This is a genomic window from Geodermatophilus saharensis, assembly GCF_900188205.1.
Classification (GTDB): Bacteria; Actinomycetota; Actinomycetes; order Mycobacteriales; family Geodermatophilaceae; genus Geodermatophilus; species Geodermatophilus saharensis.
On record NZ_FZOH01000007.1, the window covers coordinates 20331 to 38617 of the forward strand.

Consider the following 18287-nt stretch of genomic DNA (forward strand, 5'->3'; position numbering starts at 1 on the left):
CCGAGGCCGCGGCAGTGGGAGATCGCAGGACGCGGAGCGTCCCGGTCCCTCTTCAGCACGGCTAATCTCCGGCTCGGACGGTGACGGGGACCGTGGGAGGCGTGGTGCTCGGGAGCACGGTGAGCAGCGCGTTCACCAGGAGTCGTCGCGACCTGCTCGTGTACGTCGCCACCACGCCGTATCACGGCCCGGCGGGAACCGACCGCCACGTGGCCGACGCGCTCTCCCGCCGTGCCCCTGTCGTCTACGTCGACCCCCCGACGTCGCTCGTGAACCGGGTCCGCACCCGGCGGTCGACGGGCACCTCCCCGCCGGGGCGTGGCCCCCGCGTCGTCAGTGAGACCCTGGCCGTGATCTCCCCCCGTGTCCCGCCAGCCATCTCACGAGCCCTCGTGCACCCACTGGAGGCCCCGCTGGTGGCGCGAGCGATCCGACAGGCACTGAGGCGCCTGGCGCCCCAGGACCCGGGATCGGCACCAGTTCGCGGCGTCGTGTCCGCGCACGTCGCAGCCCCGTGGTCGGCCGTCCCGGCCCTCCGCCGGGTCTACTTCGCCACGGATGACCACGTGGCCGGCGCCGACCTCCTGGGAGTGCCGAGGGCACGCCTGGCCCGGCAGGAGCGGGCGACCCTGCGCGGAGCCGATGCCGTCGCGGCCGTGTCGCCGGTGCTCGCCGAGCGCCTAGCGGAGGGAGGCCGGCGCGTGCACCTGGTGCCCAATGGCTGCGCTCCCGAGGCCTACGCCGACGTCGATGACGCTCCCCTGCCGACCGATGTGTCCCTCCGTCCTCCTGTCGCGGGGTTCGTCGGGTTCCTCAACGACCGGATCGAGCTCACGCTCCTCGAGGCGGTCGCGGACGCGGGGATCTCACTGCTGCTCGTCGGCCCACAGGCGAGCGGACACCGCTCCGACCGGGTCCACGCGTTGGCCGCCCGTCCCAACGTCTGCTGGGTGGGCGCCCGGGCGTTCGAGGAACTGCCGGGTTACCTGCGCCTCATCGACGTCGGTCTGACGCCGTATGCCGACACGGCGTTCAACCGGGCGAGCTTTCCGCTCAAGACGCTCGAGTACCTCGCTGCAGGGCGGCCTGTCGTCTCGACCCCCCTGCCGGCCACCGAGTGGCTTGACACGGACCTGATCCGGACGGCCATCGAGCCGGCGGACTTCGCAGCTCAGGTAGTGGCGCTGTCGACGTCCGGGCGCATCCCGGAGCAGGTACGAGCTCGTCGCGCCTTCGCAGGCAGCCACAGCTGGGCCGCGCGAGCGGAGGCGCTGGAGGCACTCCTGTCGCTGCAGACCTCCGTCGAGGTGATCCGGTGACGGCGCTGCGCATCGTCGTGTACCCGCACGCGATGGAGATCGGCGGCAGTCAGCTCAACGCCATCGAGCTCGCTGCTGCGGTCCGGGAGCTCGGACACCACGTGTCGGTGCTCAGCGATGACGGCCCGTTGCTGACCCGCGTGGACGAGCTCGGCCTCCCCCGTCTCCCCCTCCCCGGACGACGACGACGGCCGTCCCCTGGGGTCGCCCGTCGGATCCGCGGCCTCGTGCGAGGCTCGGGCGTCGACGTCGTGCACGGGTACGAGTGGCCCCCGGGGGTGGAGGCGGCGGCCGCGTGCCTGGGGACGAGGGCTGCGGCGGTGTGCACGGTCATGTCGATGGCAGTGGCCCCGTTCCTACCCCGCTACCTGCCGCTCGTCGTCGGGACCGAGGCGATCCGACGGAGCTCGCAGATCGGGCGTCCGGGCCCGGTGGATCTCCTGGAACCTCCGGTCGACGTGGTGGCGAACGCTCCCGGGGTCCCGACCGACGCCTTCCGCGTCCGCTTCGGCCTCGAGGACCGCACGCTGTCCACCACCGGCGAGCAGTTGGTCGATGTCACGGTCGTTTCCCGCTTGGTACCCGAGCTCAAGCTCGAGGGGATCCTCACTGCCGTCGATGCCGTCGGTTCGCTCGCCGCGGCCGGACGCCCGGTCCGCCTCGTCGTCGTCGGGGACGGTGGCGCGCGGAAAACGGTCGCGCAGCACGCCGAATGGGCCAATGCGCGAGCCGGCCGCCGGGCCGTCGTGCTCACCGGCGAACTCACCGACCCGCGTCCGGCCTACGCCGCGGCCGACGTCGTCCTGGGGATGGGCGGCTCGGCGTTGCGTGCGCTGGCCTTCGGGCGCCCACTCGTCGTGCAGGGCGAGCGGGCGTTCTGGGAACTGCTGACTCCCCGGTCGGTCGACACCTTCCTGGACCAGGGGTGGTATGGCATCGGGGACGGTGAGGGCGCCGTCGAGCGGCTGACGTCCATCCTGCTGCCGCTCGTGGCCGACCCCTCCTTGCGCGCGTCGCTGGGCCGGTTCGGGCGGGAGCTCGCCGTCGAACGGTTCAGCCTCCAAGCGGCCGCACGCACCCAGGAGGGGATCTACCGGCGCGCCGTCGCGGCCCGGCCGGACGTTCTACGTCGCGCTGCCGACCTCGGCCGATCGCTCGGCGGACTGTTCGGCCACAAGGTCCGGGAGCGGTCCCGGCGGCTCCGTGGCGACGTCGCGCGGGACGACTTCAACGCGACGGAGCATGCCGCAGCGGCCCTGCGACAGGCGGGGACATCGGTGTCGAGTCCGCGCTGAGCGGCAAGCCCAGAGCGCCGTCGACCGGCACCTCCCCAGCCGCCACGGCTTCGTCGGACGGTGAGTCCACCGACCGGGAAGCGCGGAAGCCGCGCAGTGTGCTCCGCTCACGGAAGAGGAGGACCAGCGCCCCGGCCCCAGCCATGGCCGTGGAGGTCAGGACGGCGACTGGATCGCTGTCCACCCGGACGACCACGACCCAGCCGAGTACGGCGACCGCCGCGGCCACGAGGACGGCGGGCGACACACGCGCGGCGAGCGTCCCGACGGAGATGCCGGCCCGGCGGAGACCGGCCAGGTAGACGGGCAGGACGACGAGGCCCGTCACCGCGACCTGTGCGGCCGCCGTCCCGGACAACCCGGCCAGGTGTGCGCCCACCACGGTCGCCGGGACAGCCGCGACCAGCCACGCCACCTGGGCCACGAGCGCCGTCCTCGTCCGGGCCAGGACGACGAGCAGGTCGTAGGCGAGTTCGAACAGGATGCGCAGTGCGGCGGCCACCGCCAACCAGGGCAGTACGCCGGCTGCTGCCGACCAGGCCGATCCGTACACCAGGGGCACCAGCGAGCCCGCTGCTCCCGCGAGCAGCGCGCAGGCGGGGAGCGCCACGGCCGCGAGGAGCGCGGCCCACGCGGTGAAAGTGGACCGCATCGCCACGGGGTCGTGCTGCAGGCGGGCGAACAGCGCCGGTGCGACGGCTCGGACCGGCTGGGAGAAGACGCTCACCGGCCAGAGCGAGAGGTTCGCCGCGAGGACGTAGACCCCGAGGGGGACGGGCCCGAGGACAGCCCCCACGACGAGCCGGTCCACATTGCCGACGGCGAAGACGACGGCGCTGGCGCCTGCGAGCGGGAGGCCGAACCTCAGCAGTGCCCGGGCGTGTACGCGATCGAAACCGAGCCGCACGGCCCCCGGCACCGCGGCGATGAACAGCGCCGCCCCCACGAGCGTGCCGGCCAGGTGCCCCACGGCCAGGCTGACCGCGCCCAGCCCCGAGAGGGCGCAGGCAAGCGACGTCAAGGCACTGACCCAGGCGCCCACCTGGTCGATGACCATCTTCCGCCGCTGGCGCAGGTCTCGTTGCAGCATCGCCGCAGGGGTGGCCACCACGCCACTGATGACGGCACCGAGACCCAGCAGCCTGATGACCGGTACGGCATCGGGTTCGCCCACGAGCCCGGCCAGCACCGGAGCCAGCCCGGCGCAGAGCGCATAGACGAGCACGCTTCCGGCCACGGACAGAGTGGCCACCGTGGGCGCGATCTCCCGGGGGTCCCCGGGCCAGCGGACGATCGCCAGGCTGACGCCGAGCTCGTTGATGCTGAGCAGCGCCATGAGGACGAGGAGCGCGACGGCGTAGGTGCCGAACTCGGCCGGCCCCAGGATGCGTGCGAGGACGATCCCGATCGCCAGGGTGCTCAGCCGGCTCACGGCAGTGTTGGCGAAGCTCCACCCCAGGGCACGCCCTGCACGACCGTGCAGGCCGGCGCGCTCCGGGGTCCCGGTCACCGTGGCTCGGCCGCGCGCACCAGCTCTACGTCACCGAGCTCCGCGAGGCCGTCGGCCGTGCCGGCGTACGCACGCCCGCACGCTGGGCACGTCAGTTCGTCGTCGAGCCGTTCGCCGCAGGAGCAGACCCAGCCGCGCTGCCGCGCGGGGTTGCCGGCGACGAAGGCGTGCGCGAGGACGTCGCGGGTGACGACCGACCCGGCGGCGGCGAAGGCGTGCCGGCCGATGCGGGTGCCGCAGACGACGACGGTGCCCGCGCCGAGCGTGACGCCGTCCTCCACCACGGTCGGCAGCAGCGCGTCGGCACCCTTCTTCACGTGCGCGCGGGGCCGCAGGTCGTTGGTGAACACGACGCCGGGGCCGAGGAACACGTCGTCGCCGACGTCGACGCCGTCGAAGACGAGGACGCCGTTCTTCACCGTCACCCGGTCGCCGAGGCGGGCGCCGCCCTCGACGTAGGCGTGGTCGCAGACGTTGCAGTCGGCGCCGACGCGGGCGCCGGGCAGCACGTGCGCCCAGGCCCAGATCCGGGTGCCGGGGCCGACGTCGTCGCTCTCGCACAACCCCAGCCGGTGCACCTGCACGCCGGGCGGCTCAGCCATGCCGCACCACCGCCCCGGCGAGCACCTCGGCGACGCGCTCCTGCTGGGCGGGCGTGATGCCCGGGAACAGCGGCAGGGAGAGGATCTCGCCGGCCGCCCGCTCGGCGACCGGGAAGTCGCCCGGCCCGTGACCCAGCGGGGCCAGCGCGCCGGTCAGGTGCACCGGCACCGGGTAGTGCACGCCGGCCCCGATCCCGGCCGCGTTGAGGTCGGCCAGCACCGCGTCGCGGGCGGCCACCCGCACGACGTAGAGGTGCCACACGTGCTCGTTGCCGGGCGCCACCGAGGGCAGCCGCACGCCCGGCACGCCGGCGAGCAGGTCCGCGTAGCGGTCGGCGGCGGCCACCCGCTCGGTGTTCCACCCGGCGAGCCGGTGCAGCTTGGCCCGCAGCACCACCGCCTGCAGGGTGTCCAGGCGGGAGTTGAAGCCCAGGACGGGGTGCTCGTACTTGACCTCGCTGCCGTGGTTGGCCAGCAGCCGCACGGTGCGGGCGACGCCGGCGTCGTCGGTGGTCACCGCGCCCGCGTCGCCGTAGGCGCCGAGGTTCTTGCCCGGGTAGAAGCTCGTGCCGGCCGCGGTGCCCCACCCGCCCATCGGCACGCCGCGGTGGGTGGCGCCCTGCGACTGCGCGGCGTCCTCGACCACCACGAGCCCGTGCCGCTCGGCGACCTCGCGGATCTGCGCCATCGGGGCCATCTGGCCGAACAGGTGCACCGGCAGCACCACGCGGCACTCCCCCCCGACCGCCTCGAGGGCTCCCGGGTCGAGCAGCAGGTGCTCGTCGTCGACGTCGACCGGTACCGGCCGGGCGCCGGCGCGCAGCACCGCCTCGGCACTGGCCACGAAGGTGTTGGCCGGCAGCGCCACGGGGTCGCCCGCGCCGACGCCCGCGGCCCGCAGCGCGAACTCCAGCGCGTCGGTGCCGTTGCCGACACCGACGCAGTGCGCCCGGCCGGTGAAGGCGGCGAACTCCTCCTCGAAGGCGCCCACGTCGGGGCCCTGCACGAACGCGGTCGTGGCCAGGACCCGCGCGAACCCCTCCGCGACCTCGTCGGCGATGCGGTCGCGCTGGATGCCGAGGTCGACCAGCGGGACCGGGCGGGTCGTCACGGGTCGGTCGACGGTGGTCACAGGGAGGCCTCCAGGAGGGCAGCCGGGGACGGGGTGAGGGGACGGGCGGGGTTGCCGGCCCAGGTCTGACCGGGCGGCACGTCGCGGAGGACGACGCTGCCCATGCCGACGACGGCGCCGGCACCGATGCGGCGGTGCTCGCGGACGAGGGCGCCCGAGCCGAGGTAGGCGGCGGCGCCGACCGAGACGCCACCGGCCAGCCGGACGCCGGCGCCGGAGGTGGCCGCGTCACCCACGTCGTCGTCGTGGGTGAGCACGACGTGCGGCATGAGGTAGACGTGCCGGCCGACGGTGACCGCGGCGGTGAGGACGACGCCGGCGTGCAGGACCGAGCCCGCGCCGACCGTGCTGTCCGGGGAGACGCTCGCCAGCGGGTGCACCACGGTGGCCCACACCTCGTCGGGCAGGCCGAGCCGGTCGACGAGCCGCTGCCGGGAGGCCGGGGCGCCGGGCTTGCCGACGCAGGCCAGCAGCAGCGCGCCGCGGGCCGCGTGGTCGGCGGCCTCGCCGGTCGGCCCGAGCACCGGCACGCCGTCGACGGCGGTGCCCGCGCGGGCGGGGTCGTCGTCGAGGAAGCCGGCGACCGCGACGGGGACGCTGGCGGCGTCGGGGCAGGCGCGCAGCAGCTGGGCGACCTCTCGGGCGGCGCCGCCCGAACCGAGGACGACCAGCGGCCGCGCGGTCGCGCTCACCGCAGTGCCGCGCGGAGGGCATCGACCACGCGGTCCTGGTCGGCCTCGGTCATCTGGTGGAACAGCGGCAGGACCAGGCTGTCGGCGGTGAGCCGCTCGGTGACCGGCAGGCTCACCCGCGGCCGGTCGGCGTAGGCGGGCTCGAGGTGGGCGGCCATGATGCCGCGGCGGCAGGAGATCCCGGCCGCGCTCATCCGCTCGAGGACGGCATCCCGGCCGACCGGGGCGTCCTCGGGGAGCAGCACCCAGCAGGACTGGAAGTTCGTCGTCCCCCAGGGCGGGTCGGCGACCATCCGCAGGCCGGGCAGGTCGGCGAGCAGCTCGCGGTAGCGGGCAGCCAGCTCCCGGCGGCGGGCGACCATCGCGTCCAGCCGGGTCAGCTGCACCTGACCGATGGCGGCCTGCACGTCGGTCATGCGGAAGTTGAAGCCGGGCTCGAGGTACTGCTCCGGGGCGACCCGGCCGGTGGCGTGCCGGTCGGCCGCGCTGACGCTCATGCCGTGCTCCCGCAACCGGCGGGCGCGGGCGGCCACCTCGGGCGCGGTGGTGGTCAGCATGCCGCCCTCGCCGGTGGTCACCAGCTTGCGCGGGTGGAAGGAGAAGGCGGCCAGGTGCGCGCCGGCGCCCACCGGCCGGCCGCGCAGGGTGCTGCCGATGGCGCAGGCCGCGTCCTCCACCACGGCGATCCCCCGCGGTGCGAGCAGCGCCTCCAGTGCGGGGACGTCGGCGGGGACGCCGGCCTGGTGGACGACGACGACGGCGCGGGTGCGCGGGGTCAGCACCGCCTGGACCGTCGCGGGGGTCAGGTTGCCGGTGAGCGCGTCGACGTCGGCGAACACCGGCTGCGCCCCGACGTACCGGGCGGCGTTGGCGGTGGCGATGAACGAGAAGGACGGGACGACGACCTCGTCGCCGGGCCCGACGCCGAGCAGGTGCAGCGCCAGGTGCAGCCCGGTCGTGCAGTTGGAGACGGCGACCGCCTCGGGGACCCCGATCCGGCGGGCGAAGGTCTCCTCGAACGCCTTGACCCGCGGCCCCTGTGCCACCCAGCCCGAGGCCACCGCCTCGGCGGCGGCCTCGGCCTCCTCCTCCCCCAGCCACGGCTTCATGACCGGGATGGTGGGCAGCGCGGGCACGTCGACGAGGGTCATGCCAGGGTCTCCTGCGCCGGCGCGGACTCGGCGCGCCACCACTCGACCAGCCCGCGCAGGCCCTCGTCGAGGCCGATCTGCGCGGTCCAGCCCAGCTGCTCCCGGGCCGCGGTGACGTCGGCCAGCCGGCGGGTGACGGCGTTGACCTTGCGGGCCTCGCCGTGCACCGGCGTCAGGTCCGACCCCATCGCCGCGAGCAGCCGGTCGGCGAGCTCGCGCAGGCTGGTCTCGGTGCCGGAGGCGATGTTGAAGACGGTGTCGGTGACGTCGGCGCGCGCGGCCAGCAGGTTGGCGCGGGCGATGTCCTCGACGTGGACGAAGTCCATCGTCTGCAGGCCGTCGCCGAGGATCAGCGGCGGCTCACCGGCGGCGATGCGCTCCATCCAGCGGATGAGCACCTCGGTGTAGACGCCGTACACGTCCATCCGCGGGCCGTAGACGTTGAAGTAGCGCAGCGCGACCGAGTCGAGGTCGTACATGGCCTTGAAGCTGCGCAGCATGCCCTCGTTGAAGGCCTTGGCCGCCCCGTAGAAGGTGTCGTTGTTGTACGGGTGGTGCCGCTCGGTGGTCGGGAACTCCTCCGCGAGGCCGTAGACCGAGGCCGACGACGAGGCGACCACCTTGGCCACGCCGTGCTCGGCGGCGGCCTCGAGCACCGTGAAGGTGCCGTCGACCAGCGACTCCAGCGCCAGCCGGGGCTGCTCGGCGCACTGGGTGATCCGCAGCGCGGCGAGGTGGAAGACCAGGTCCTTCCCGCGGGTCAGCTCGTGCACGAGGGCGACGTCGCGGATGTCCCCCTCGACGACGCGGACGACGTCGCCGCCGAGCTCCAGGGCCCGGTCGAGGTTGGCCAGCCGGCCGCGGACGAGGTTGTCCAGGACGACGACCTCCGCGGCCCCGGCGTCGACGAGCTGGTCGACGACGTGCGACCCGATCGTGCCCGCGCCGCCGGTGACCAGCACCCGGCTGCCGGCGAGCTCCACCGCGGCGCTCACGCGGCCACCTCCGCGGCGACCTGCTCCACCGGGACCGCGGTGCCGCCGGCGCGCAGGCTGGCGCTCGCCGCCTCCAGCATCGCCAGCACCCGCAGCCCGGACCGGCCGTCGGTGAGCGGGGGCCGCCCCTCGGTGATCGCGGCGGCGAACTCGCCCATCATCGTGCGCAGTGCCTCTCTCTCGGGGAGGGCCGGGGCGACCATGTCCCCGATCCGGTAGGACACCCGCGTCTGGTTGCGGGCCTCGACCCCCAGCTCCGCGGGGTCGCGGGTCTCGATGGAGCGGTCGTAGACCGCCACCCGCTGGGTCGGGTTCAGGTCGTCCCAGACGACGGTGCGCCGCGAGCCGCCCACGATCGTCGTGCGGACCTTCGTCGGCGACAGCCAGTTGACGTGCACGTGGGCGAGCGCACCCGAGCTGAGCTGGATCGACAGGTGGGCCACGCAGACCTGCCCGCAGCCGAGCGGGTCGGCACCGTGCGCGGCCACGCTCACCGGCGTGACGCCGTCGGGGAGCAGCGAGTCGAGGATCGACAGGTCGTGCGGCGCGAGGTCCCAGACGACGTCGACGTCGGCCTGCACCAGGCCCAGGTTGATGCGCACCGAGTCCAGGTACTGCAGGACGCCGAGCTCGCCGCCGCGCACCAGCCCGCGCAGGTGGGACACCGCCGGCGTGTAGCAGTAGGTGTGGTCGAGCATGAGGACCAGGCCCGCGTCCTCCGCGGTGCGCACGATCTTCGCGCCGTCGGCGAGGCTGGCCGCCAGCGGCTTCTCGACCAGGACGTGCTTGCCCGCGGCGAGCGCCGCCATCGCGATGCCGGCGTGGGTGGCCGCCGGCGTGGCCACCGCGACGGCGGCGACGGCGGGGTCGGACAGCACCGCGTCCAGGTCGTCGGTGACCCGCACGGTGCTGTAGTCCCCCAGGACGGCGCGCGCCCGGTTGACGTCCAGGTCGCAGAGGTACTCGAGCCGGAGCGCAGGGGTGGCCTGCGCGTTGCGGACCAGGTTCGGTCCCCAGTAGCCCGCGCCGATCACGGCGATGCCGGTGGGTGTCGTCACTGTTCTCTCCCCGTGGTCCTCGACCGGTCGCGCCGCGCCAGTCTGGTGTGCGTCCGCCCGTCTCGGGTGGCCTCGCGTCGCGCCTCTTTCAGATCCGCGCCCCGTGGCTCACCGACCGTCGAAGGTCCACGTCACCGGTCCGGCCAGGGCGTTGCCGGCGGCGTCACGGGCGGCGTCGACGGTGACGGTGTAGGTGGTTCCCGCCGTCAGCGGCTGCTCGGGCTGGAGCCGGGCGACGAGGGTCCTGGGATCCCAGCTGAGCGTCGCCGGGACCGGCGAGCCGTCCGGTCCGGTGATAGTCATCCGGACGTCCTGCACCGCCTCGCTGAACACCGCACTCGGTGTCGCGGTCACGGGGCCGGTGCCCTGCGGCTCCGTGACCGTCACCGACGGCGCCGCGGTGTCGGTGCCGACGCCCGGCGGCTCCGTCGTGGCGACGACGACGTCCACCCAGAACGCCGCCCCGTCCGCCGGGCTGTCCGGGAAGACGCCGGCCAAACCCGCGACGCCGTTGGGAGCACCCTGCCGGTCCGCCGGCGCGGTGAGCGGTCCGCTGCTGCGGTCGGCGGTGAACCAGGACGGCGTCTGCGACCACCGACCCTGCGGGGCGGTGTAGCTGACGACGTACTCCTGGCCCGCGCGCAGGGCGACCGGTTGCGCGAGGACGGCGGTCTGCCAGCCCGACACCGTCTCATCGGTGAAGCGCACCGTGGCGAGCCGCTGCCCGTCCGCGGTCCACAGGCTGCCCACGTGCGTGCCGGTGGCACCCGTGCCCTTGGCGAAGCGCAGCGCGGTCACCCAGCCGGCGGCCGAGGTGGTGAACCTCGTGCCGATCTCGGTCGCGGCGGTGTCACCCACCGCCGCGACCGGTGGCGTGTCCCCGGGCCCGAACAGCGAGAACGGCTCAGCGGGTGCGGTCGTCGTCGGGGGCGGCGGGGCGGGGGCGCTCGTCGGGGGCGGTGGCGGGGTCGTCGTCGGGGGCGGCGCCGTCGTGGTCGGTGGCGCCGTCGTCGTCGGCGTCTGGGTCGTCGTCGGGGGCGGCTCGGAGGTCGTCGCCGGTGCCTCGGACGTCGTCGCCGGTGGCGCGGTCGTCGTCGGCGGCGTGGTCGTCGGCGGCGTGGTCGTCGCCGGCGGCGACGCCGGGGTCCCCGGGTACGTGGTGGACGGCGGGGAGGTCGTCGCCGGCGACTCGGCCGACGTCGAGGGCGGCGGCGCAGTCGTGGTCGACGGGGACGGCTCCGACGTCGTCGCCGGCCCGGTCGGCGCGGGGGCCGCCTCCCCGGTCGCCGCCGCCGTGAGCCGCGGAGCCTGCGGGACGAACACGACGTCCACGCCGTAGTCGGTGCTCGACCCGTGGGTCGGCATGGCCGAGGTACCGTAGACGTACACGCCGTTGGGCTCGGTCGCGGTCGCCCGCGGTGCGTGCAGCGGCGCGCGGTCGACCCCGCTGAACTCGAAGACACCCCGTGTGTAGCTGTAGTGCCCGGTGTCGGTGTGGTAGCTGGCGGTGTAGGTCACTCCCGGCGAGACCGGGACGGGCGTGTCGAAGAGCACCGTCTGCCAGCCGCTCGCGGTCTCGTCGACGAAGGTGGCCGTCGCGAGCCTGGTCCCGTCGGGCGCCCACAGGCTGCCGGTGTGCGTGCCGGTGTTGCCAGCACTCTTGTGGAAGCGCACCCCGGTGACCACGCCGGCGGTGTCGGCGCTGAAGCGCACGCCCAGTTCCACCGCCGCGGAGTCGCCGTCGGCGACCGCCGCGGGTGTCGAGCCGTCGGCGAACAGCGTGCACGGGCAACTGCCCGCAGCCGGCGGGTTCGTGGCCGCGCCCGTGGTGAAGGTCCACGTCACCGGCGTGGGCACGGGGTTCCCGGCCGGGTCGGCGACCACCAGGTTCGCCGTGTACGTCGTCTGGGCCCCGAGTGCCGCGGTCGGTGTGGCGGTCACCGTCGTGCCCGCGGCGTCCAGCCCGGCGACGACGGCGACGGGCCCGGCCGGCCCGTTCAGGGTGAAGCGGACCGAGGACGCGGCCAGCGGCTCGGAGAACGTGGCGCTGACCGGCGCGGTCGTGCTCACGTCCGTCGTCCCGTCGACGGGCGCCGTGCGCACCAACTGGGGTGGCGTGGTGTCCGCGCCCGGTGGCGGCGGCGGAGTGGTGCTGCCATCGGTCACGAACACGACGTCCACGCCGTAGTCGGTGCTCGACCCGCGGGTCGGCATGGCCGAGGCACCGTAGACGTAGACGCCGTTGGGCTCGGTCGCGGTCGCCCGGGGCGCGTGCAACGGTCCCCGGTCGACCCCGGTGAACTCGAAGACACCCCGTGTGTAGCTGTAGTGCCCGGTGTCGGTGTGGTAGCTCGCCGTGTAGGTCACCCCGGGAGTCACCGGCACCGGGCTGTCGAAGAGCACCTGCTGCCAGCCGCCGGAGGTCTCCCCGACGAAGGTGGCCGTCGCGAGCCTGGTCCCGTCGGGCGCCCACAGGCTGCCGGTGTGCGTGCCGGTGTTGCCGGGCCCCTTGTAGAACCGCACTCCGGTCACCGACCCGGGTGTGTCGGAACTGAACCGCACGCCCAGCTCGATGGGGCTCGCATCGCTGTCGGCGGCCACGGTCGGCACCGTGCTCTCCGGGAACAGCGTGCACGGGCAGCCGGCGGACTGCCCGGCCGCGGTGGTGAAGGAGACGCTGATGGGTCCGGCCATGGGATTGCCGGCCAGGTCCCGCGTCCCCTCGACCGTCGCGGTGATCCCGGTGCCCGGCGGGAGCGGGGCGTCGGGCCGCCAGACGACGGTGCGCGCGCCGAACCCGGTCACGGCGCCGGCGAGCTCGATCCCCTGCGTCGTGGTGACCCGGACGACCGCCGTGTCGGCCCGGATCCCCTCGTCGAAGCTGAACTGCACCGGCGAGTCGACGGGGACGCTGGACCAGCCGTCCCCGGGCGAGGTCGTCGTCACCGTCGGCGGGGTGGTGTCGGTGGGCGGGTCGGTCACGAAGACCGCGTCGACCCAGTAGTTCGAGCTGCGGTAGGTGCCCGTCGGGAAGGTGGTGGCCGGCCCGTACGCATAGACCCCGTTCGGGCCGTCCTCACCGTCGCCCAGGGCACGCAACGGGGAGTTGACCCGACCGCGGTCGGTGAAGGAGCCCACGTCGGCGGAGTAGTGCCCGGAGGGCGCGTGGTAGGAGGCAACGTAGGTGGTCCCCTGCGTCACCTGCACGGGGTTGGCGAAGGTCAGCTGCTGCCAGCCCGAGGCCGTCTCGGCCGTGAAGGTGCCCGTGGCCAGCGGCTGCCCGTCGCTGCTCCACAGGGTGCCGGTGTGGGTGCCGGTGTTGCCCGGGCCCTTGTAGAACCGGACACCGGTCACCCAGCCGTCGACCTCGAAGCGCAGCCGGGTGCCGAGCTCCACCGACCGGCCGTCGTCCGTGGCCGGGTTACCCGGGACGGCGTCGCTGAAGAGCGTGCAGGGGCAGGCCCCGACACCCGAGGTGGTGAACGACCACGTCCACGGCGCGGCCATGGCGTTGCCGGAGGTGTCGCGCACCCCGGACACGGTCGTGGTGTAGCCGGTGGCAGGCGCCAGCGGTGCGGTCGGCGTGAACCGGACGGTGCGGGTCTGCGCGTCGTAGGCCGTCGTCCCGGGAACTGCGGCACCGGCGGCGGAGGACACCGCGACGGTGATCGAGGCCGGGTCAACCGGCTCGCTGAACGCCGCGGACACGGCGGCGTCGACGGGAACGCTGGTGGTCCCGGTGCCGGGCGCCGTCCTCGTCACCGTCGGCGGCAGGGTGTCCGGAGCCGGCCGGAAGACGACGTCGACCCAGTAGTTGGCCGAACCCGGCCGCGTGGGGAAGGCGCTGGCGCCGTAGACGTAGACGCCGTTGGGACCGTCAGCACCATCGGCGAGGGCGGTGAGGGGACTGCGGACCACGGCCTCGGACAGGCCTCTCGCCGTGGCGGAGTACCAGCCGGTGTCGGTGTGGTACGAGACCACGTACGTCGTCCCGGCGGTCACCTCGACGGGCTGGTCGAACGCGACCTCCTGCCAGCCGGCCGTCGACTCGCCGGAGAAGGTGGCACGGGCGAGCTGTCGGCCGTCGGCCGACCACAGCGTCCCGGTGTGCGTCCCGGTGTTCTGCGGCCCCTTGTAGAAGCGCACGCCCGAGACGGTCCCGTCGGTGTCGGCACGGAAGCGCATCCCGAGCTCGACCGCTGCGGGGTCGGCCACGCTGACCACGGCCGGGACCGCGGTGTCGTCCCAGACGCTGCACGGGCACACGCCCGGCGCAGCGGGCGGCCGCGCTGTGGTGAACGACCAGGTGACCGGCGAGGCCAGGGGGTTCCCTGCGGCGTCCTGGGCGGCCGAGACCGTGACCGTGAAGCGGGTCGCCGGCGCCAGCTGCTCCGCGGGCCGGAAGGTGGCGGTCCGCGTGCCGGGGTCGTAGCTGGTGGCACCGGCGATGGCCGAGCCGCCGGCTCCGGTGACGCCGATGCGGATGCTGGTCGCCTCCACCGGCTCGTCGAACACCGCGGTGATCGCCGTCGACTGCGGCACGCTGCTGCTGCCGTCGAGCGGGCTGCCGGGGGCCACCGACGGTGCGGTGGTGTCCGGCGGCGCGGTGCTCTGGAAGACCACGTCGACCCAGTAGTTGGCGCCCTGGTAGGTGCTCGTCGGGAAGGCCGGCCCGCCGACGCGGTACACACCGTTGGGCCCGTCGGCGCCGTCGCGGAGGGCGGTGAGCGGCTCGTTCGTGGTGGCCGCCGCGGTGAGGTACCCGGCATCGGCGGCGTAGTGCCCGGCAGGCGCGAAGTAGGACACCACGTACGTCGTCCCGGCCGAGACGGCCACCGGTGTCTTGAGCGTCAGCGTCTGCCATCCGGTTGCCGTCTCGCCGGTGAAGGTGCCGGTGGCGAGCAGCTGACCGTCGTTGGTCCAGAGGCTGCCGGTGTGGGTCCCGCTGTTGCCCGCGCCCTTGTAGAAGCGGATCCCCGTGACGTAGCCGGCGACCTGCGACTGCCACCGCAGCCCCAGCTCCAGCGGCGTGGTGTCCGCCGCCGCCGGTGTGGCGGGCACGGCGGAGTCCGGCCAGATGCTGCAGGGGCAGGTGCGCTGGCCGATCGAGGTGTCCAGGCTGACCGGCGCGGACAGGCGCGCGCTGTCGTCCACCGCGCGCACGCGCACGGCCAGAGGTCCCGAGGCGGTGGGCGTCCAGGTGTAGGACCACTCGGCCCGGCCCTGCGCCGGGTGCCAGGTGGTGCCGCCGTCGACCGACACCTCCACCCCGGAGACGATGCCGCCGCCGACGTCGGTGGCCGTCCCGCGGACGGTGACCGCTGATCCGACGACGACTCCGTCGCCGCCGGGCGCGGTGATGGTCACCTGCGGCGGGCTGGTGTCGGTGCTCGCGGTCGCGGCCACGAGTCCGCTCTGCAGCGTGGCGGGCTGGACTCCCATGTCGGCGAAGAGGTTCACCGTGGCCTGCCGCATGGGGGTGTTGGCGACGGCCGGACCGCCACCGGCGCGCTCGTCGTCCAGTCCCCAGGACCACTGGACGGTCCCTGCCCCGAAGACCAGCGCGCCACTGGCCTGGTCGCGATAGAGCGTCAGGTTGTGGGTGGCCTTCCCCGGGGCGTAACGGACGCCGTAGTCGTCCTGCAGCACGTCCGCCTCGGCGACGTCCACCACGGTGTCGGACAGGTGGGCGATCCCGGCCGGCCGGAACCCGTTGTCGACGTCGGAGTCCCACTCGTAGCCGAGCGTCCCGGGCCCGAAGGTGTAGGTGCCGCCGGAGGACTGGGCGGCGACGGCGGTGTTGCGCCACAGCCGTGCCTTCCCGTACTCGGCGGGGACGCTGAGGGAGTCGGCGCGGGAGCCCGCTCCGTTCCCGTTGACCCGGAACTGCTGGCCGATCAGTGCGTTCTCCGGCGTGACACCGGGCTGGCGGAAGCGCGGGTCGCGCCACGTGCCGGTCCATTCGCCCGAGGGGTCGGTCTGTGCGCCGTCGAGACTGGACTTGTAGACGATCAGCGAGCGGTGGCCGGTGCCGGAGCCGTCGATCGACGGGCCCCAGCGGAACCGCCACCACATCTCGTTGCCGCTGAAGAATGCCAGGTGGACACCGGCCGCCTTCGCCCGTTCGACGGCGGCGCGCTGCGGACCGGACCAGTACTCGTCGTGACCGACTGACAGGAACAGCCGGTGGTTGGTCAGCAGGCTGCCGTGGCGGTCGGTGTCGACCCCGGCGATGTAGGAGACGTCGTAGCCGTTGCGCTCCAGGAACCGGATCATCGGGTACTCGGCGTAGGCCACCTGTCCGGCGGACGCGCCCGCGGCGAGTGGCCGGTTGTAGCTGACCGAGTAGGCCCGGCCGGCTCCCCCGGGGCCGTCCCCGTAGTAGGTGCTGGCACCGCCCCAGTCGTTGTAGGCCGCCCAGGTGGTGTCCGAGGTCTGGAAGACGACGTCCGAGCGGCTGGCGTCGTCACGGACGACGAAGGTGACCTGGTTCTCCGTCCCGGTGTCGTTGCGGTGCAGGACGGCGACGTAGACGCCCGAGGCCGCGGTGCTGGGCACCGTCCAGCTCGCCGAGACCGCCCAGTTGCCGCAGTCGACCATGCCGGTGGCCGCCTCGCGCAGGCAGTCGGGCTGCTGCTGAGGTAGCGGTGCGCTGGGACGCACGGACCCGATCAGGCGGCCGCCCGCGCCGCCGTACCAGCCCAGCCGGTAGACGTCGACCCGGTAGTCGCGCGAGTTGGTGCGGATCTTGAAGTCGACGCGGTCGCCGAGGTCGGCGCTGATGTCCGTGGTGAAGCCCTCGATGCTGCTGTCGGGCGTCACCACCCAGTCGGTGCTCCCCTGCTTCGTGTTCTCGCAGGCGACCTGGTTGACCACGGGGGCGGCGCAGGGGTCCGCGGCGACCGCCCGCTGGGGCACGGTGGCGAGACCCACCGTCGCCAGCGCGACGGCGACCAGCACGACGAAGAGCCGCCGGACGGCGTGGACGCTGTCCATCAGTACGCCCCCAGGGGCCGGACGACGGCGTGGAACGTCTTCCACAGGATCTGCAGGTCCAGGGCGAGCGACCAGTTCTCCACGTAGCGGAGGTCCAGCCGCACGGCCTCGTCCCAGGTGAGGTCGCTGCGCCCCGAGACCTGCCACAGGCCGGTCAGCCCGGGCTTGACCAGCAGCCGCCGGGCGACCGAGTCGTCGTAGACGGCGACCTCGTCGGGCAGCGGCGGCCGGGGGCCGACCAGCGACATGCGACCGGTCAGGACGTTGCACAGCTGGGGCAGTTCGTCGATGGAGTAGCGGCGCAGCACCCGCCCGACGCGGGTGACCCGCGGGTCGTCGGCCACCTTGAACAGCGGCCCGTCGCCGTTCTGGTTGCGCGCCGCCAGCTCGGCCCGCCGCTGCTCGGCGTCGACGCACATCGTGCGGAACTTGAGCATCGAGAAGGTGCGCCCCTGCCGGCCGACCCGCACCTGCCGGAAGAGGACGGGGCCGGAGCTGTCCAGCCGCACGGCCACCGCGACCGACAGGAGCACCGGGAGCAGGACGACGAGGGCGAGGCCCGCGGCGACCCGGTCGATGAGCTCCTTGACCAGCCGCTTCGGGCCGGTGAAGTCCGGCTCCTCGACGTGCACCAGCGGCAGGCCGATGAAGGGGCGCACGTGCATCCGCGGGCCCGCGATCTCCATCAGCCCCGGGGCGACGAGCAGCTCGATGCCGCTGCCCTCCAGCTCCCAGGACAGCCGCCGGAGGTAGACCGCGGCGGTCTCGCTGGAGCTGGTGACCGCGACGGCGTCGACGTCGAGCTCCCGGGCCAGCCGCGCCGCCGCCCGCAGGTCCCCGGCGACCGGGACGTCGGTGCCGGCCAGCGTGGTGCCCACCGGGGGCTCGGGCACGCAGGCGGAGACGACCACCATCCCGCAGTGCCGGTCGCGCTCGAGCTGCCGGACGAGGTCGGCGACGGCGTTCGTCCGGCCCACGGCCAGGACCGTGTTCAGGCACCGGCCGCGGGCGCGCAGCCGGTGCACGCACCGCCGCAGGACGTGGCGCCCGACCGCGGTCAGCAGCAGGGCCGCGGGCACCGCCACCACGACCAGCCCGCGCGACAGCTCGAGCGCCAGCGCGTAGGAGGCGAGTGCGACGAGGGCCAGGCACCCGACGCCGGCGCGGATGACGGCCCGGTACTCCTCGGTCCCGGTGCCGAGGTGGGCGCTGCGGTGGCCGCCGGCGAGCGCGACGACCACGACCGAGAGCACGGGGAACAGGCCCATGACCATCCAGGTGGAGGGCACGACCTCCGTGCCGAACCGCACGACCTGCGCCAGCGAGCCGGCGACGGCACCGGCCACCAGGTCGCTGCCGACGACGGCGACGTGGTAGGCCCGCAGCCAGCGGGGCACCGGTCGGCGGAGGCCGTCGGAGGCCGTCGCCCACGTGGGAGCCGGCACCGCCGCCGGCGTGAGTGCCTCCGCCGGGGGGGCCGATCGCGGGACCGGCACGAGCGCGGCCGACTGCGCCTCCCGGACGTCACGGAGGACCA

The 18287-nt window shown here is 74.4% G+C and carries 11 protein-coding genes; 2 read left to right on the forward strand and 9 right to left on the reverse strand.

What is annotated here, in order from left to right; translation table 11 throughout:
- Positions 1 to 566: 566 nt before the first annotated feature.
- Both CHC04_RS23660 and CHC04_RS16560 read left to right on the forward strand, forming a co-directional pair.
- On the forward strand, positions 567 to 1319 hold the full coding sequence (locus CHC04_RS23660; protein WP_141233832.1) for a glycosyltransferase: 753 nt from the start codon (positions 567 to 569) through the stop codon (positions 1317 to 1319).
- On the forward strand, positions 1316 to 2614 hold the full coding sequence (locus tag CHC04_RS16560) for a glycosyltransferase family 4 protein (RefSeq protein ID WP_217897414.1): 1299 nt from the start codon (positions 1316 to 1318) through the stop codon (positions 2612 to 2614). The genes CHC04_RS23660 and CHC04_RS16560 overlap by 4 nt, the downstream gene beginning before the upstream one ends.
- On the opposite strand, the gene CHC04_RS16565 is transcribed toward CHC04_RS16560, so the two are convergent.
- The 9 genes from CHC04_RS16565 to CHC04_RS16620 all read right to left on the reverse strand — a co-directional run bounded on the left by CHC04_RS16565 (position 2547) and on the right by CHC04_RS16620 (position 18195).
- The gene (locus CHC04_RS16565; RefSeq protein WP_217897415.1) at positions 2547 to 4046 is read right to left on the reverse strand and encodes an oligosaccharide flippase family protein; all 1500 of its coding nucleotides are present in this window, start codon (positions 4044 to 4046) and stop codon (positions 2547 to 2549) included. The genes CHC04_RS16560 and CHC04_RS16565 overlap by 68 nt on opposite strands.
- A gap of 74 nt (positions 4047 to 4120) precedes the next feature.
- Positions 4121 to 4726, reverse strand: coding sequence for an acyltransferase (locus tag CHC04_RS16570; protein WP_089405070.1), 606 nt, complete (start codon positions 4724 to 4726; stop codon positions 4121 to 4123).
- The gene (locus CHC04_RS16575; protein ID WP_217897416.1) at positions 4719 to 5837 is read right to left on the reverse strand and encodes a DegT/DnrJ/EryC1/StrS family aminotransferase; all 1119 of its coding nucleotides are present in this window, start codon (positions 5835 to 5837) and stop codon (positions 4719 to 4721) included. The genes CHC04_RS16570 and CHC04_RS16575 overlap by 8 nt, the downstream gene beginning before the upstream one ends.
- Before the next feature lie 17 nt (positions 5838 to 5854).
- Positions 5855 to 6550, reverse strand: coding sequence for an acetyltransferase (locus tag CHC04_RS16580; RefSeq protein WP_089405071.1), 696 nt, complete (start codon positions 6548 to 6550; stop codon positions 5855 to 5857).
- A complete protein-coding gene (locus CHC04_RS16585; RefSeq protein ID WP_217897417.1) occupies positions 6547 to 7701 on the reverse strand; it encodes a DegT/DnrJ/EryC1/StrS family aminotransferase in 1155 nt (384 codons plus the stop codon). The genes CHC04_RS16580 and CHC04_RS16585 overlap by 4 nt, the downstream gene beginning before the upstream one ends.
- Positions 7698 to 8696 (reverse strand): NAD-dependent epimerase/dehydratase family protein, encoded by a 999-nt coding sequence (locus CHC04_RS16590; protein ID WP_089405072.1) that lies wholly within the window; start codon positions 8694 to 8696, stop codon positions 7698 to 7700. The genes CHC04_RS16585 and CHC04_RS16590 overlap by 4 nt, the downstream gene beginning before the upstream one ends.
- Positions 8693 to 9754 carry a Gfo/Idh/MocA family protein gene (locus CHC04_RS16595; protein ID WP_089405073.1) on the reverse strand — a complete coding sequence of 354 codons (1062 nt, stop codon included), beginning with the start codon at positions 9752 to 9754 and terminating at the stop codon, positions 8693 to 8695. Before CHC04_RS16595 ends, CHC04_RS16590 begins: the two co-directional genes overlap by 4 nt.
- Before the next feature lie 108 nt (positions 9755 to 9862).
- On the reverse strand, positions 9863 to 16750 hold the full coding sequence (locus CHC04_RS24280) for a DUF4082 domain-containing protein (protein WP_176450058.1): 6888 nt from the start codon (positions 16748 to 16750) through the stop codon (positions 9863 to 9865).
- The gene (locus tag CHC04_RS16620; protein WP_245817330.1) at positions 16750 to 18195 is read right to left on the reverse strand and encodes a sugar transferase; all 1446 of its coding nucleotides are present in this window, start codon (positions 18193 to 18195) and stop codon (positions 16750 to 16752) included. The genes CHC04_RS24280 and CHC04_RS16620 overlap by 1 nt, the downstream gene beginning before the upstream one ends.
- Between the last annotated feature and the right edge of the window lie 92 nt (positions 18196 to 18287).

Coding starts and splice junctions, on each gene's coding strand:
- CHC04_RS16570 (WP_089405070.1), bottom strand. CDS start 4,726: ATGGCTGAGCCGCCCGGCGTGCAGGTGCACCGGCTGGGGTTGTGCGAG.
- CHC04_RS16585 (WP_217897417.1), bottom strand. CDS start 7,701: ATGACCCTCGTCGACGTGCCCGCGCTGCCCACCATCCCGGTCATGAAG.
- CHC04_RS24280 (WP_176450058.1), bottom strand. CDS start 16,750: ATGGACAGCGTCCACGCCGTCCGGCGGCTCTTCGTCGTGCTGGTCGCC.